The sequence below is a fragment of the Rahnella sp. WP5 genome (assembly GCF_000745615.1).
Taxonomy (GTDB): domain Bacteria; phylum Pseudomonadota; class Gammaproteobacteria; order Enterobacterales; family Enterobacteriaceae; genus Rahnella; species Rahnella aceris.
Genome location: NZ_JQJR01000012.1, coordinates 104,915 through 119,400, shown reverse-complemented (window position 1 = coordinate 119,400; position 14,486 = coordinate 104,915). Strand labels below are relative to the sequence as shown.

The window sequence follows — 14,486 nt, the reverse complement described above, 5'->3', positions numbered from 1 at the left end:
CGGCAATGGAAACCTTTAACTTCTTGATGCTTCAGACGAATAGCCATCGGATCACATCATGACGACGTCAAACTGTTCCTGACTGTAGAGCGGCTCGATCTGCACTTTCACCTGCTTGCCGACGAAGATTTCTACTTCGGCCAGTGCATGGGATTCTTCTCCCTTGAGCGCTTCCCCTACTGCGGCAGACGCGTAAACCAGGAAACGGTCAGAATCGTAGGCATGATGCACACGCACAATTTCACGCAGAATTTCATAGCAGACGGTTTCAACGGTTTTCACCGTGCCGCGTGCATGACAGGTCGGACAATCGCTGCACAGCACATGTTCGACGCTTTCGCGGGTACGTTTGCGGGTCATCTCCACCAAACCAAGGGCGGAGAAACCGTGAATACCGGTTTTCACGCGGTCTTTCGACAGCGCCTGCTCGAGGCTGTGCAGCACGCGACGGCGATGATCTTCATTCGACATATCAATGAAGTCGATAATGATAATGCCGCCGAGATTGCGCAGCCGTAGCTGACGGGCAATGGCCTGCGTCGCTTCGGTGTTAGTGTTAAATATCGTGTCTTCCAGATTACGATGGCCGACAAACGCACCGGTATTAATATCCACGGTGGTCATGGCTTCGGTCTGATCGATAATCAGATAGCCGCCGGACTTGAGTTCCACCTTGCGCTCGAGCGCACGCTGGATTTCGTTCTCCACATCGAATAGATCGAAAATAGGCTGCTTGCCACTGTAATGCTCCAGCTTGCTGGTCATTTCAGGCATGTATTCGCTGGTGAATTCGACCAGCAATTCATACGTCAGACGGGAGTCAACGCGGATGCGGTCCAGTGCTTCACCGGCAAAATCACGCAGCACACGGTGCGCCAGTGCCAGCTCACCATACAGCTTGCACTTGGTTTTGTTGCGACGCTTGCGCTCCATCACCTTGGTCCACAAGCGTTTCAGGTAGGCCGCATCTTGTTTGAGTTCTTCTTCACCCACGCCTTCGGCTGCGGTACGAATAATATAGCCGCCGTGCTCATCACAATATTCTGAGACGATACGTTTGAGGCGATCACGCTCGGCTTCGCTTTCAATACGCTGCGACACGCCAACGTGTGACGCACCAGGCATGAACACCAGATAGCGGGAAGGCAAGGTAATGTCGGTCGTCAGACGCGCACCTTTGGTGCCCAGCGGATCTTTCACCACCTGCACCATCAGATCCTGGCCCTGATGCACCAGTTCTGCGATGTCACGCACGTGGAAATTTTTCTGCTCGTCACGCGCCACACATTCGGTGTGCGGCATGATGTCTGAAGCATGTAAAAATGCGGCTTTTTCAAGGCCGATATCGACAAATGCTGCCTGCATACCCGGCAGAACACGGCTGATACGCCCTTTATAAATATTGCCGGCAATCCCGCGCTTGGTCTCGCGCTCAATATGGATCTCCTGCAGAATGCCACCGTCAATGTAAGCCACGCGGGTTTCAGACGGGGTGACATTGACCAGTAATTCAGCTGTCATGTTTTCTCCTAAGCTCGCGTAAGGCAGAAAATTCATTGAGCAGTTCCTGAGTTTCCACCAGAGGAAGGCCCACAACTGCATAGTAACTGCCGCGAATTTCACGGACGAAACAACCGCCCTTTCCCTGAATACCATAAGCGCCCGCTTTATCCATGGGCTCACCGCTCAGAATATAATGTGCAATATCGTCGGAGGATAGTGAACGGAAAGTGACATCGGTCACAACCAACGTATTGAGGCATTCCTGCCTGTCGGCAAACGCAATGGCGGTCATCACCTGATGCTGTCTGCCAGACAATGCCTTAAGCATAACAGCGGCTTGCGCTTCGTCACGTGGCTTTTCCAACACTTTACCGTCGAGGACCACAATCGTATCTGCGCCAAGCACCGGCAAATCCTCTGCCGCGACCGCCACACCGGCCTGCGCTTTATCTTTCGCCAGCCGTAAAACATAATCTTGCGGGGCTTCGTCAGGCTGACGCTCTTCTGCAACTTCAGTCACCAGACGCTCAAAAGGCAGTTCCAGCAAGGCCAGTAATTCACGGCGACGTGGTGACCCGGAAGCCAGATAAAGTGCGGTCATAACATCCTCATTGCACAGCAAACTGACGACGAATTTTACGCATCAGCAGGAACAGCCATGGCCACAGCACACCGTCGACCACACTGCTCCAGAAAACTTCAGGCCGGAACGACACATTGACTACCAGGAATTCTCCCCAGAACACCATGACGTCCACAGCCAGCGAAAGCACCATAACAATCAGCGCTTGTTGCCACAGAGCCAGGTTACGGAATAACTGGAATTTGAACGCGACCAGGTAGGCGGTAATGGCAAAAGCCAGCGCGCGGATACCCAGGGTCGATCCCAGGATCAGATCCATAATAAACCCGACAACAAAACCGGTACCCACGTTGACGCGATGCGGTAATGCCATCACCCAGTAAATCAGGATCAGCATCAGCCATGACGGCCTGAACATATAAATCTGTTCAGGCCACGGCATCACCTGCAATAACATGGCTATTAAGAAGGATAGCCAAATAATCCAGCGTCCGTGGCTCCGGTAGCTGTTCATTGCGTCGCTCCCTGCACAGCAGGCGTGCTAACCGGTGTCGTTACCGTACCCGTTGCCGGTGGAGGAACAGGAGCTGGCGGCCCCATATCTCCCGGAGGTGGCAACACTTGCGGCATCATTTGCATCAGGCGTTCATTGGCCACGCGATGAACTTCATCCGGCGGTAAAGGATGCTCGCCATTACGGTCAGACCCCCATAGTAACAGCAGGTAACGCAGACGTTGCAGACCGGCGGTCGGACGCGCCTGAATGACGGTATACGCACGCTGATTATCAACTTTAACCGAAGATACAACGCCGACCGGATACCCTTCAGGGAAACGTCCACCCAGACCTGAGGTGACCAGCACATCACCGACACGAATATCGGTGTTGCTTGGCAAGTGTTCAAGTTGTAAGTCATCAGCACAGCCGCTACCGGCAGCGATAACGCGGATGTCATTACGCAGCACCTGAATCGGCAACGCATGTGAAGCATCACAAATCAGCAGCACACGGCTGGTCAGCGCGGCAACAGCGATGACCTGGCCAACAACGCCTTTATCGCTGATGACGGGTTGCCCGATATACACACCGTTGTTGCTGCCTTTGTCGATGACGATCTGATCGCTGTAAGGATCATTGCTGGTGGAGAGAACCTGCGTCACCATTTTGTGCTCGTCCTGACGCAACGGTGATCCCAGCAGCTCGCGCAAGCGAGCATTTTCTTGTTTGTATTGGCCAAGCAGCATCAGGTCGCTGTTTTTCAGCAACAATTCCTGACGCAAAGCGCGGTTTTCAAGTTCCAGCTGGCCACGGGTGGCAAACGTAGAAGAGACCTGATCTAAGAATTCACGCGGGGCATTGGACAAAAAATAGAAGGGACTGACGGCAGTATCCATATAGGTGCGGATTTTAACAAACGTACCTATTTTACTGTCGGCAACAATCAGGACAATGGCCGTGAGAATAGCCAAAAAAAGTCGCAGTTGCAGGGAAGGTCCCCTGCTAAAAATTGGCTTCATAAAATATGCGAGTTCCTCGGCAACAGAAGGTTTCAGCCAGTCGAAGTAAAGACCTCACCTGACAGAAACGGCGGCAATCTCATGGGATAGCCAAAACACTGGCAGAGCTTTATCGCTCAGCCAGTGTTTGCACGGATCCACATTGAACACTGCACACTTCGCGTTGCAGGTTTTACCTGACGGACAACCACCTTCCCGGGCAGACTATTCTTGCTTGCAACAAGACTTGTTTGAATCAGCAAGTCTTCGCTGAGATTACTCTTCGCTGAATAAGTCGCCGCCGTGCATGTCGATCATTTCTAATGCTTTACCACCGCCACGGGCGACGCAGGTCAGTGGATCTTCTGCGACAACAACAGGAATACCCGTTTCTTCCATCAGCAGGCGATCAAGGTTACGCAGTAATGCGCCACCGCCGGTCAGCACCATGCCGCGCTCGGAGATGTCAGAAGCCAGTTCTGGCGGACACTGTTCCAGTGCAACCATCACCGCGCTGACGATACCGGTTAGCGGCTCTTGCAATGCTTCGAGAATTTCGTTGGAGTTCAGCGTGAAACCACGTGGAACACCTTCAGCCAGGTTACGACCGCGCACTTCGATTTCGTGCACTTCATCACCCGGATAGGCAGAACCGATGCTGTGCTTGATACGCTCAGCCGTTGCTTCACCGATCAGTGAACCATAATTACGGCGTACATAATTAATGATAGCTTCGTCGAAACGATCGCCACCGATACGTACAGAAGAGGAATACACCACGCCGTTCAGGGAGATCACGGCAACTTCTGTGGTACCACCACCGATATCCACCACCATTGAACCGGTCGCTTCGGATACCGGCAGGCCTGCACCGATTGCCGCAGCCATCGGTTCTTCAATCAGGAACACTTCACGCGCGCCTGCACCTTGTGCAGATTCACGGATAGCACGGCGTTCAACCTGAGTTGCACCGACTGGCACACACACCAGTACACGCGGGCTTGGGCGCATGAAGCTGTTGCTGTGAACTTGCTTGATGAAGTGTTGCAGCATTTTCTCAGTCACGAAAAAGTCAGCGATAACGCCGTCTTTCATTGGACGAATAGCGGCAATATTGCCAGGAGTACGACCCAGCATCTGTTTCGCGTCGTGACCAACAGCAGCAACGCTTTTAGGTGAACCAGCACGATCCTGACGAATAGCCACAACTGATGGCTCATTCAGCACGATGCCTTGTCCTTTTACATAAATGAGGGTATTGGCGGTACCCAGGTCGATGGACAAGTCGTTGGAAAACATGCCACGAAATTTCTTAAACATAACGAAGGGATAATCCTGCTAGCTGGGGGCGGAAAATAAAATCCGCCTACTTTACCAACCACGCGAAGCAGCGACAAGGCGCAAAAACGTCCTGCTTCCGTGAAAATTGTCCGCGATGTCGCCATTCACTTGCGGTGACTTTTTGAGGCTGATGGCACTGCGAAATAATTCTGTCTCGCAGGCTCGGTTTACCTCGGGCAGGCACCCAGGCGAAGTAGCAACACCACACATAAATTCTTACACTTTTACCAACATCTTCCATCCATCTGCGGTCTGAGCACAAACACCGGATACCAGACAAGGGCGTAGGTCAAAAGCTGGCTCATTCTACGTTAAATAATGCGTTAACGGTCACTTAAACATCGCGGTTGTGTGAATATTTTTTACCGGCCGGTTCAACAGGCTCCGGACCGGCAAAAAAATCGCCCTGCCCGCCGTGGATCCCGCTTTTCAGCAGGACAGCCCACTCCTCTTTTGTGCGCACGCCAGAGGCAAATACCAGCGCCTGAGTCCCTTCGCACGCACTGAGTAAGCTTTGTACAAAGAGCTGATTTTCAACCCTTTTATCAATATCACGCACTAACCCCGGGTGAAGCTTGACTCTCTCCACCGGGAAAGTTTTCAGATAGGAGGTGCTGACCACCGTCAGTCCGGCTTGCGAAACGGCCAGACGACAGCCCAAACCCTGTAACAATCTGATCGCAGGACGCAGGCGGTCGGTATGTTGACAGAGATCCGCCTCAGCAAGTTCAATCAAAATTCGATTTCGTTGTGTTCTTTCGCACTGCAGCAAGGTATCGCGCAGCCAGCGAACAAATGAGCGCTGCAATAATGAATCAACCGTCAGGTGAAATGCTAACGTTTCATCCGGCCAACGGTTAAGTAACGGAATAATCTGACTTAACATGACCCGGTCAAAGCTTTGCGACAACCCGAACTGAACCACCAGCGGGATAAACTCCGCAGCCAGCAGTTCCTGCTCGCCGTCGAAGACACGCCGCTGCACCTCACGGTGATCCGGTTTGTTGTCCCGGGTGAAGGCGGGCTTCTGATAAAGACGCGGGCCGCCGCGCGCCAGCGTGTTTTCCAGCAGGGTCCGCCAGCGCACGCTGCCGCGACCTTTTTCCGGCACATTTTTATCATAGATAAACCAGCTGTTACTGCCCTGGAACGCCGCATGTCGCGTCGCCTGCTCGGCCATGTCCATCACCTGATCCGGCGTCTGACCGAAACGGTAGGCGCTGATACCGATGTACATCAGCGCATCGCGGTCAATTAGCGACGAAGTCGGCAGGACGCCGAGCGCATTGACTAATTGTGAGGCCATCACTTCCGCTTCCTTTAAGGTGCGGTGTGGCAACAGCACGGCAAAATCACTGTGGAAATAACGTGCCAGCAGCGCATCGACATGGCGCATCACGAACGTCGATAACAAATTCACCATCGCCGAACGCAGTTCTTCGACCACTGCCTGACCGTGCGTTTCGCGCATGGTGTCGAAATCCGGCAAGCGCAGTAACATCAGCACACCGTGCGCGCCCTTTTCTTCCAGCTGCGTCGCAAGCTGATTGTCAAAGAACAGGCGGTTACTGAGGCCGGTTTGCGCGTCCTGCTGAGCATAAGCACGGATCAAGGTATCCACGCGGCTGCGCTGTTCACGTGCTTCATTCAGATCCCTCAGCAGACGATCTATTGCGCTGCTGGCAGAATGCGGCCATTCGCCCACATGACCGGACAGCCCTTCCCGTTCACCGCGTAATATTCTGACCGCGCGGTCTTCCAGCTTTTCCACACCATCAGTTTCCTGACGTAACCAGCGAAAACTGAGCAGCAGCATAGCGAGCATGACCAGAATGGCGATCCCAATCGTGAACGTGGAACGCAGGGAGCGGATGTAACTGCTGACAGGATCAACATAGGAAATGTGCAGCGACATGGCGTGGTTGTGCATCAGCGGGATAATGGCAGTGTCATATTCCGGCATCACGCTGTCCCACGAGCGGTGTACATCCGGACGCTCGTGGTATTCAAAAACGGTGGTGTTATCAAGTTTGACTTCGATATCCGTGACATCAAGCATACGCATAGCCTGAGGCATCCAGCGTTGGGCATCTGCGGGGGGATGCGTTAGCAATGCCTGATCATAAGTCGTGGCAAGCGCCTGAAGATGTTGTTCGGTATCTTGTTTGTTCAGATAGATAAAGCTGAAAGTGACGCCAAGCAACATCAGTAACATTGCCAGCGCAACTAACATCGTCATCAGTGCCGATAGTCTGGTAGTAAATCGCATCCCTGTGCCTTACTCGCTACGGTGAGGGGAAAACAAACCCTTTCTCTGAGCTTGCCACGAAAAAACGCCGCTACTATAAAACAGAAAAATGCGATGAAAGGAGAAATTTTCGAAAGAGTCATTCGCATACATTCATAGCATAGCAACACAAAAACCAATCAATTCGTAATTCTTATATAAATGGTAAGTGCCTCCTCAATGTCTGCGGCAAAATGCGCTTTTTTAGCGTGATATCTCGCAAAGCGTCCGGTTTCACGCCATGCTTTGTTTATAACCATAAAAATGAATCACGAAAATGAGAATGCCGGAGAAGGCTATGTTCAAACCCCGCAAACTAACCGAAGCAGACGTCACACCCGAAAGTATTTTTTATGACCGGCGCAAAGTTTTACAGGCACTGGGGATCAGTGCCGCGGCACTCGCTGTTCCCCAAAATGCACGCGCAGATATCCTTTCCTGGTTCAAAGGCCATGACCGCCCTGCCGCGCCCGCCGGTAAACCGCTGGATTTCACCAAACCCGCTGCTTATCAAAATGACCTGACACTGACCCCCGAGGACAAAGTTTGCGGCTACAACAATTTCTATGAATTCGGGCTGGATAAAGCTGATCCGGCCGCCAACGCCGGGCAACTGGTTACCTCGCCGTGGAAATTAACAATAGAAGGCGAAGTTGCTAAACCGATGACGCTGGATATGGATGACATCATGAAGCGCTTCCCGCTTGAGCAACGTATTTACCGGATGCGTTGCGTCGAAGCCTGGTCGATGGTGGTGCCGTGGATCGGTTTTCAGCTGAGTGAGATTCTCAAGCTTGCCGAACCGACCAGCAAAGCGCGTTATGTCGCGTTTACTACCTTATATGACCCGGAACATATGCCGGGGCAGAAAGACCGGTTTATCGGCGGTGGACTGAATTACCCGTACGTTGAAGGATTGCGCATAGATGAAGCGATGAACCCGCTGGCGATGATGACGGTCGGCGTTTATGGCAAAGCACTTCCGCCACAAAACGGCGCGCCCATCCGCCTGACCATTCCGTGGAAGTACGGTTTCAAAGGCATCAAATCCATCGTGAACATCAAATTTACTCAAGATGAGCCGCCGACAACCTGGAACCAGATTGCCTCCAACGAATACGGGTTTTACGCCAACGTGAACCCGCATGTGGATCACCCGCGCTGGTCGCAGGCAACGGAACGGTTTATCGGTTCCGGCGGCTTACTCGACGTGCAACGCCAGCCGACATTGCTGTTCAATGGTTATGCCGAGCAGGTAGCATCGATGTATCACGGTATGGATTTACGTAAGTTCTATTAAGGAAGAGGCGGTTCAGTTATGCGTCGTTTAAGCCCTGCCAATATTACCGGGTTGAAAGTGATCATCTATCTTTGCGCCATTTTGCCTTTTTTCTGGATTGTGCTTTCGATTAATCAGGGCTGGTTCAGTGCCGATCCCGCCAAAGATATTCAGCATTTTACCGGTAGGATGACTCTGAAATTTTTGCTGGTGACATTACTGGTCACGCCCGTCGCACGCTATGGCAAACAGCCATTACTGATCCGCACGCGCCGTTTGCTGGGGTTGTGGTGTTTTGCGTGGGGAACCTTGCATCTTCTCAGCTATTCATTCCTGGAGCTTGGGATCAACAATATCCGCCTGCTGGGAAGTGAACTGATATCGCGCCCGTATCTCACCCTCGGTATCATCTGCTGGATCCTGCTGCTGGCACTGGCCTGCACCTCCACCGTGTGGGCACAACGCAAAATGGGATCAACCTGGCAAAAGTTGCACAACTTCATTTATCTCATCGCCATACTTGCGCCGATCCACTACCTTTGGTCGGTAAAAGTGCTGTCGCCACAACCGGTGATTTACGCAATACTTGCCGTCATCTTGCTGGCATTCCGTTATAAAAAATTCCGCCAGTGGCTGCGATAAGCCGTGGAACTTTTGGCCCGGTTGCCCCTCATAATTTCGACAATTGCACCCACGTTGACCGGCCGAGGGTTGATTATCTTCGCTGATAAGACCAGTATTTAGCTGCGAATTGCCACGATATCATTATAATGCCCGACCTCATGCCGAAGAGACGGGCCGATTTGCCGCGAAATAGGTGACAAACCGGTGACATCAGGGTATTTTCTACAATCTTTGTCTAATTGCCGGAGATAGGCTCACAATGGCGCATAAGTTTGACATTTTGCTACTGAACGGTCCTAACCTGAATTTGTTAGGCACCCGTGAGCCTGAAACGTACGGACACACCACGCTCAACGATATTGTTAAAGGTTTGGAAGTGCAGGCTGCTGCTGCTGATGTAGCACTGAGCCATCTGCAATCCAATGCAGAACATGTCCTGATTGAACGTATTCATCAGGCACGCGGAAATGTCGATTTCATCCTGATCAATCCCGCGGCCTTTACCCATACCAGCGTGGCGCTGCGCGATGCATTACTGGGGGTGTCGATTCCGTTTATCGAGATCCATCTGTCGAATGTACATGCCCGCGAAGCGTTCCGGCACCATTCCTATCTTTCCGACATCGCAGTGGGCGTTATTTGCGGACTTGGCGCAGATGGCTACCACTTTGCATTACAGGCAGCGGTTAACCGCTTGTCAAAAACCCACTAATTTCTACGCAAAAAGAGTACGGAATCACACCCATGGATATTCGTAAAATTAAAAAACTGATCGAACTGGTTGAAGAATCAGGCATTTCTGAACTGGAAATTTCTGAAGGCGAAGAATCAGTACGTATCAGCCGTGCTGCACCTGCGCAGGCTTATCCTATGATGCAACAGGCTTACGCTATGCCTGTACAACAACAGCCAGGTCTGGCTGCTGCGGTTGCGCCAGCAGCTGCGCCTGCAGAAGCAGCTCCGGCTGCAATCAGTGGCCATATCGTTCGCTCACCGATGGTAGGCACCTTCTACCGTACGCCAAGCCCGGACGCTAAAGCCTTCATCGAAGTGGGTCAGAAAGTGAACGCCGGCGATACCCTGTGTATCGTTGAAGCGATGAAAATGATGAACCAAATCGAAGCAGACAAATCCGGTGTTGTTAAAGCAATTCTGGTAGAAAGCGGCCAACCGGTTGAATTCGACGAGCCGCTGGTCGTCATCGAATAACGAGGCGTACCATGGTAGATAAAATTGTTATCGCGAACCGCGGCGAGATTGCTCTGCGTATTTTGCGTGCCTGTAAAGAAATGGGCATCAAAACCGTTGCTGTGCACTCTACCGCTGACCGTGACCTGAAACACGTGCTGCTGGCAGACGAAACCGTCTGTATCGGTCCTGCACCTTCAGTAAAAAGCTATCTGAACATCCCTGCCATCATCGCTGCGGCGGAAATCACTGGCGCGGTGGCTATCCACCCGGGCTACGGTTTCTTGTCCGAGAATGCCGATTTTGCAGAGCAGGTTGAGCGTTCTGGTTTTATCTTCATCGGCCCGAAAGCTGAAACTATCCGCCTGATGGGTGACAAAGTTTCTGCGATCCAGGCGATGAAAGCGGCTGGCGTACCTTGTGTACCTGGCTCTGACGGCCCGCTGGGCGATGACATGGATCAAAACCGTGCCTTCGCAAAACGTATCGGCTATCCGGTCATCATCAAAGCTTCTGGCGGCGGCGGTGGTCGTGGTATGCGTGTTGTACGCGGCGACAAAGACCTCGAACAGTCCATCAACATGACCCGTGCGGAAGCTAAAGCAGCTTTCAACAACGACATGGTTTACATGGAAAAATACCTGGAAAATCCACGTCACGTGGAAATTCAGGTACTGGCTGATGGTCAGGGCAACGCCGTTTATCTGGCTGAACGTGACTGCTCCATGCAGCGTCGTCACCAGAAAGTCGTTGAAGAAGCGCCAGCACCGGGCATCACGGAAGATCTTCGTCGTTTCATCGGCGAACGTTGTGCCAAAGCCTGTGTGGATATTGGCTACCGTGGCGCAGGTACTTTCGAGTTCCTGTATGAAAACGGCGAGTTCTTCTTCATCGAAATGAACACCCGTATCCAGGTTGAGCATCCGGTTACCGAGATGATCACCGGTGTGGATTTGATCAAAGAGCAGCTGCGCATTGCGTCCGGCCAGCCACTGTCGATCAAACAAAGCGAAGTGAAAGTCAAAGGCCATGCGGTGGAATGCCGCATTAACGCGGAAGACCCTAACACCTTCCTGCCAAGCCCAGGCAAAATCACCCGTTTCCACGCCCCTGGCGGCTTCGGTGTTCGTTGGGAATCGCACATTTACGCAGGCTACACTGTGCCTCCGTACTACGATTCCATGATCGGTAAACTGATCACTTACGGTGAAACCCGTGAAGTGGCCATTGCCCGCATGAAAAATGCGCTGGCAGAACTGATCATCGACGGCATCAAAACCAACATTGAACTGCAAATGCGCATTATGGACGACGAGAATTTCCAACATGGTGGCACTAACATCCACTATCTTGAGAAAAAACTCGGTTTGCAGGAAAAATAAAAAAGACCGTACCGTTGCGTACTCTCTTATCAAGGCCGGATATTCCGGCCTTTTTTACGTTTTGAGGGGAGACAAGTAAATGGCGTTGGACAAACGTTTCTTACAAGCCAACCGTGAAGCCCGATGGGCTTTTGGGCTGACGATTGCTTATCTGCTGGCATGGAGTTTTGCCGCCTATATTCCTGACGATAAACAGGGCATCACCGGCCTGCCGCACTGGTTCGAAATGGCCTGTCTGCTGGTACCGCTGATATTCGTTCTTTTAAGCTGGCTGATGGTTCGCGTGATTTACCGCGATATTCCGCTGGAGGACAGTCATGCAGACTGAAGTCTTATTGCCACTGATTGCCTATTTGCTGCTGGTTTTCGGGTTGTCTGTTTATGCATATACCCGCCGCGAGCAGGGCAACTTCCTGACTGAATATTTCCTCGGCAACCGCTCCATGGGCGGCTTCGTGCTGGCCATGACCCTGACCGCCACCTACATCAGTGCCAGTTCCTTTATCGGCGGCCCCGGTGCCGCCTACAAATTTGGCCTTGGCTGGGTATTGCTGGCAATGATTCAGTTGCCTGCCGTCTGGCTTTCACTCGGCGTACTGGGTAAAAAATTCGCCATTCTGGCGCGCCGCTATAATGCGGTCACGCTGAACGACATGCTGTTTGCCCGCTACCAGAGCCGTCTGCTGGTCTGGCTGGCGAGCCTGAGTCTGCTGGTGGCGTTTCTGGGCGCGATGACCGTTCAGTTCATCGGTGGCGCACGCCTGCTGGAAACAGCAGCCGGTATTCCTTACGACACCGGACTGCTGATTTTCGGCATCAGCATCGCGCTGTATACCGCGTTTGGCGGCTTTCGTGCCAGCGTGCTCAATGACGCCATGCAGGGACTGGTGATGCTGCTCGGCACCATTTTACTCCTGATCGCTGTCATTCACGCGGCGGGTGGCCTGCACAGTGCGGTGGATAAGCTCCAGCAAATCGATCCGAAACTGGTATCCGTGCATGGCGGGGATGACGTCCTTTCACTGCCGTTTATGGCTTCTTTCTGGGTTTTGGTGTGCTTTGGCGTGATTGGCCTGCCGCATACCGCCGTGCGCTGTATTTCCTACAAAGACAGCAAAGCGGTACACCGTGGCATTGTGCTCGGCACTATTGTGGTCGCCATTTTGATGCTTGGTATGCATCTGGCGGGTGCGCTGGGGCGCGCCATTTTACCTGATCTGAAAATTCCCGATCAGGTGATCCCGACGCTGATGATCACCGTGCTGCCGCCTTACGCCGCCGGGATTTTCCTCGCGGCACCGATGGCCGCCATTATGTCGACCATCAACGCGCAGCTTTTGCAATCATCTGCGACTATCGTTAAAGACTTGTACCTCGGTATTAAACCGGAACAACTGACTAACGAGCGCAAGTTAAAACGCTTCTCAAGCTGGGCCACCTTTATACTGGGATTACTGGTCTTACTGGCCGCATGGCGTCCGCCGGAAATGATTATCTGGCTGAACCTGCTGGCGTTTGGCGGGCTGGAAGCGGTATTCCTGTGGCCGCTGGTGCTCGGTTTGTACTGGGAGCGGGCGAACGCCACGGGCGCACTGAGCTCAATGATTGTTGGCGCGGTTTGTTATACCCTGCTCGCCAGTATTGACCTGCATATTGCCGGTCTGCATCCGATTGTGCCGTCGCTGTTGCTGAGCCTGCTGGCGTTTTATACCGGCAATAAGTTTGGTAAACAGCCACGCGAAAACGTACTCAAGCCGTCCTGAACAGGCGGCACTGATTTTACAGATTGTTAAGAAGAGAATGGCTATGCCTTGGATCCAACTGAAAATTAATACCACCGGTAACGACGCGGAAACGCTGAGCGACGCGCTTATCGAAAGTGGCGCCGTGTCCGTAACGTTCCAGGACACCCACGATAATCCGGTCTTCGAACCGCTGCCGGGCGAAACCCTGTTGTGGGGTGATACCGACGCCATCGGCCTGTACGATGCGGAAACCGACATGGACGAAGTGATCGCCATACTGGAGAACGAACCTCTGCTGGGCAAAGGTTTCGTGCACAAAATCGAACAACTGGAAGACAAAGACTGGGAACGCGAATGGATGGATAACTTCCACCCGATGCGTTTTGGCGAACGTCTGTGGATTTGCCCGAGCTGGCGCGATGTGCCGGATCCGAATGCCGTGAACGTGATGCTGGATCCGGGACTGGCGTTTGGTACCGGCACCCACCCGACCACCGCGATGTGTCTGCAATGGCTCGACAGTCTGGATCTGACCGATAAAACCGTGATCGACTTCGGTTGTGGTTCCGGCATTCTGGCGATCGCCGCGCTGAAGCTGGGTGCAAAACACGTGGTTGGGATCGACATCGATCCGCAGGCAATTCAGGCCAGCCGTGATAACGCCGAACGTAACGGCGTATCAGAGCGTCTGTCGCTTTATCTGCCGAAAGACCAGCCTGATAACCTGTCAGCCGACGTGGTGGTCGCCAATATTCTCGCAGGCCCTCTGCGCGAACTGGCGCCACTGATCAGCGTGCTGCCGGTAGCAGGTGGCCATCTGGGGCTTTCCGGCGTACTGGCCAGCCAGGCGCAAAGCGTAGCGGATGCCTATAAAGACCAATTCGAACTGGATCCGGTGGCCGAGAAAGAAGAATGGTGCCGTATAACCGGTGTTAAAAAAGCCTGATGTCAGCCTCCCGCTTTTTCTGTTTGTGCAGAAAGAGCGGGTTTCCCCCCAAAATCCTTTTCCGGCCTTTTCCCGTATTTCTCCTGCCGCGTAAACCCCTTACACTTCGCA

At 52.8% G+C, this 14,486-nt stretch carries 14 protein-coding genes; 8 read left to right on the top strand and 6 right to left on the bottom strand.

The genetic code is table 11. The features are described 5' to 3' along the window. Positions 1–51: 51 nt before the first annotated feature. From rng to csrD, 6 genes are all read right to left on the bottom strand, one after another. Positions 52–1,521, bottom strand: coding sequence for a ribonuclease G (rng, locus tag EX31_RS12255; protein ID WP_013577287.1), 1,470 nt, complete (start codon positions 1,519–1,521; stop codon positions 52–54). After that, on the bottom strand, positions 1,511–2,104 hold the full coding sequence (locus tag EX31_RS12250; protein ID WP_037035013.1) for a Maf family protein: 594 nt from the start codon (positions 2,102–2,104) through the stop codon (positions 1,511–1,513). Before EX31_RS12250 ends, rng begins: the two co-directional genes overlap by 11 nt. A gap of 7 nt (positions 2,105–2,111) precedes the next feature. Further along, positions 2,112–2,600: a rod shape-determining protein MreD gene (gene mreD / locus EX31_RS12245; protein WP_013577289.1), complete on the bottom strand. Its 489-nt coding sequence runs from the start codon at positions 2,598–2,600 to the stop codon at positions 2,112–2,114. Further along, entirely contained in the window at positions 2,597–3,604 is a 1,008-nt protein-coding gene (gene mreC / locus EX31_RS12240; RefSeq protein ID WP_013577290.1) for a rod shape-determining protein MreC, read from the bottom strand. Before mreC ends, mreD begins: the two co-directional genes overlap by 4 nt. Before the next feature lie 255 nt (positions 3,605–3,859). Then, on the bottom strand, positions 3,860–4,903 hold the full coding sequence (gene mreB / locus EX31_RS12235) for a rod shape-determining protein MreB (RefSeq protein WP_013577291.1): 1,044 nt from the start codon (positions 4,901–4,903) through the stop codon (positions 3,860–3,862). A gap of 355 nt (positions 4,904–5,258) precedes the next feature. Then, on the bottom strand, positions 5,259–7,193 hold the full coding sequence (csrD, locus tag EX31_RS12230) for an RNase E specificity factor CsrD (RefSeq protein WP_037035012.1): 1,935 nt from the start codon (positions 7,191–7,193) through the stop codon (positions 5,259–5,261). Positions 7,194–7,509: 316 nt separating this feature from the next. Between csrD and msrP the strand changes: the two genes are divergently transcribed. From msrP to prmA, 8 genes are all read left to right on the top strand, one after another. Further along, the gene (gene msrP, locus EX31_RS12225; protein WP_037035010.1) at positions 7,510–8,511 is read left to right on the top strand and encodes a protein-methionine-sulfoxide reductase catalytic subunit MsrP; all 1,002 of its coding nucleotides are present in this window, start codon (positions 7,510–7,512) and stop codon (positions 8,509–8,511) included. A gap of 18 nt (positions 8,512–8,529) precedes the next feature. Then, a complete protein-coding gene (msrQ, locus tag EX31_RS12220; RefSeq protein WP_037035007.1) occupies positions 8,530–9,132 on the top strand; it encodes a protein-methionine-sulfoxide reductase heme-binding subunit MsrQ in 603 nt (200 codons plus the stop codon). Between the two features lie 241 nt (positions 9,133–9,373). Continuing rightward, complete coding sequence (aroQ, locus tag EX31_RS12215) at positions 9,374–9,826, top strand: type II 3-dehydroquinate dehydratase (protein ID WP_013577295.1); 453 nt, start codon at positions 9,374–9,376, stop codon at positions 9,824–9,826. Between the two features lie 32 nt (positions 9,827–9,858). After that, the gene (accB, locus tag EX31_RS12210) at positions 9,859–10,323 is read left to right on the top strand and encodes an acetyl-CoA carboxylase biotin carboxyl carrier protein (RefSeq protein WP_013577296.1); all 465 of its coding nucleotides are present in this window, start codon (positions 9,859–9,861) and stop codon (positions 10,321–10,323) included. An 11-nt stretch (positions 10,324–10,334) separates the two neighbouring features. Then, positions 10,335–11,684 (top strand): acetyl-CoA carboxylase biotin carboxylase subunit, encoded by a 1,350-nt coding sequence (gene accC, locus EX31_RS12205; RefSeq protein WP_013577297.1) that lies wholly within the window; start codon positions 10,335–10,337, stop codon positions 11,682–11,684. 85 nt (positions 11,685–11,769) lie between these two features. Next, the gene (locus EX31_RS12200) at positions 11,770–12,012 is read left to right on the top strand and encodes a YhdT family protein (protein ID WP_015690529.1); all 243 of its coding nucleotides are present in this window, start codon (positions 11,770–11,772) and stop codon (positions 12,010–12,012) included. Further along, a complete protein-coding gene (panF, locus tag EX31_RS12195; RefSeq protein WP_037035005.1) occupies positions 12,002–13,447 on the top strand; it encodes a sodium/pantothenate symporter in 1,446 nt (481 codons plus the stop codon). The genes EX31_RS12200 and panF overlap by 11 nt, the downstream gene beginning before the upstream one ends. 43 nt (positions 13,448–13,490) lie before the next feature. Continuing rightward, positions 13,491–14,375 (top strand): 50S ribosomal protein L11 methyltransferase, encoded by an 885-nt coding sequence (prmA, locus tag EX31_RS12190; RefSeq protein WP_037035003.1) that lies wholly within the window; start codon positions 13,491–13,493, stop codon positions 14,373–14,375. The last annotated feature ends 111 nt before the right edge of the window (positions 14,376–14,486 follow it).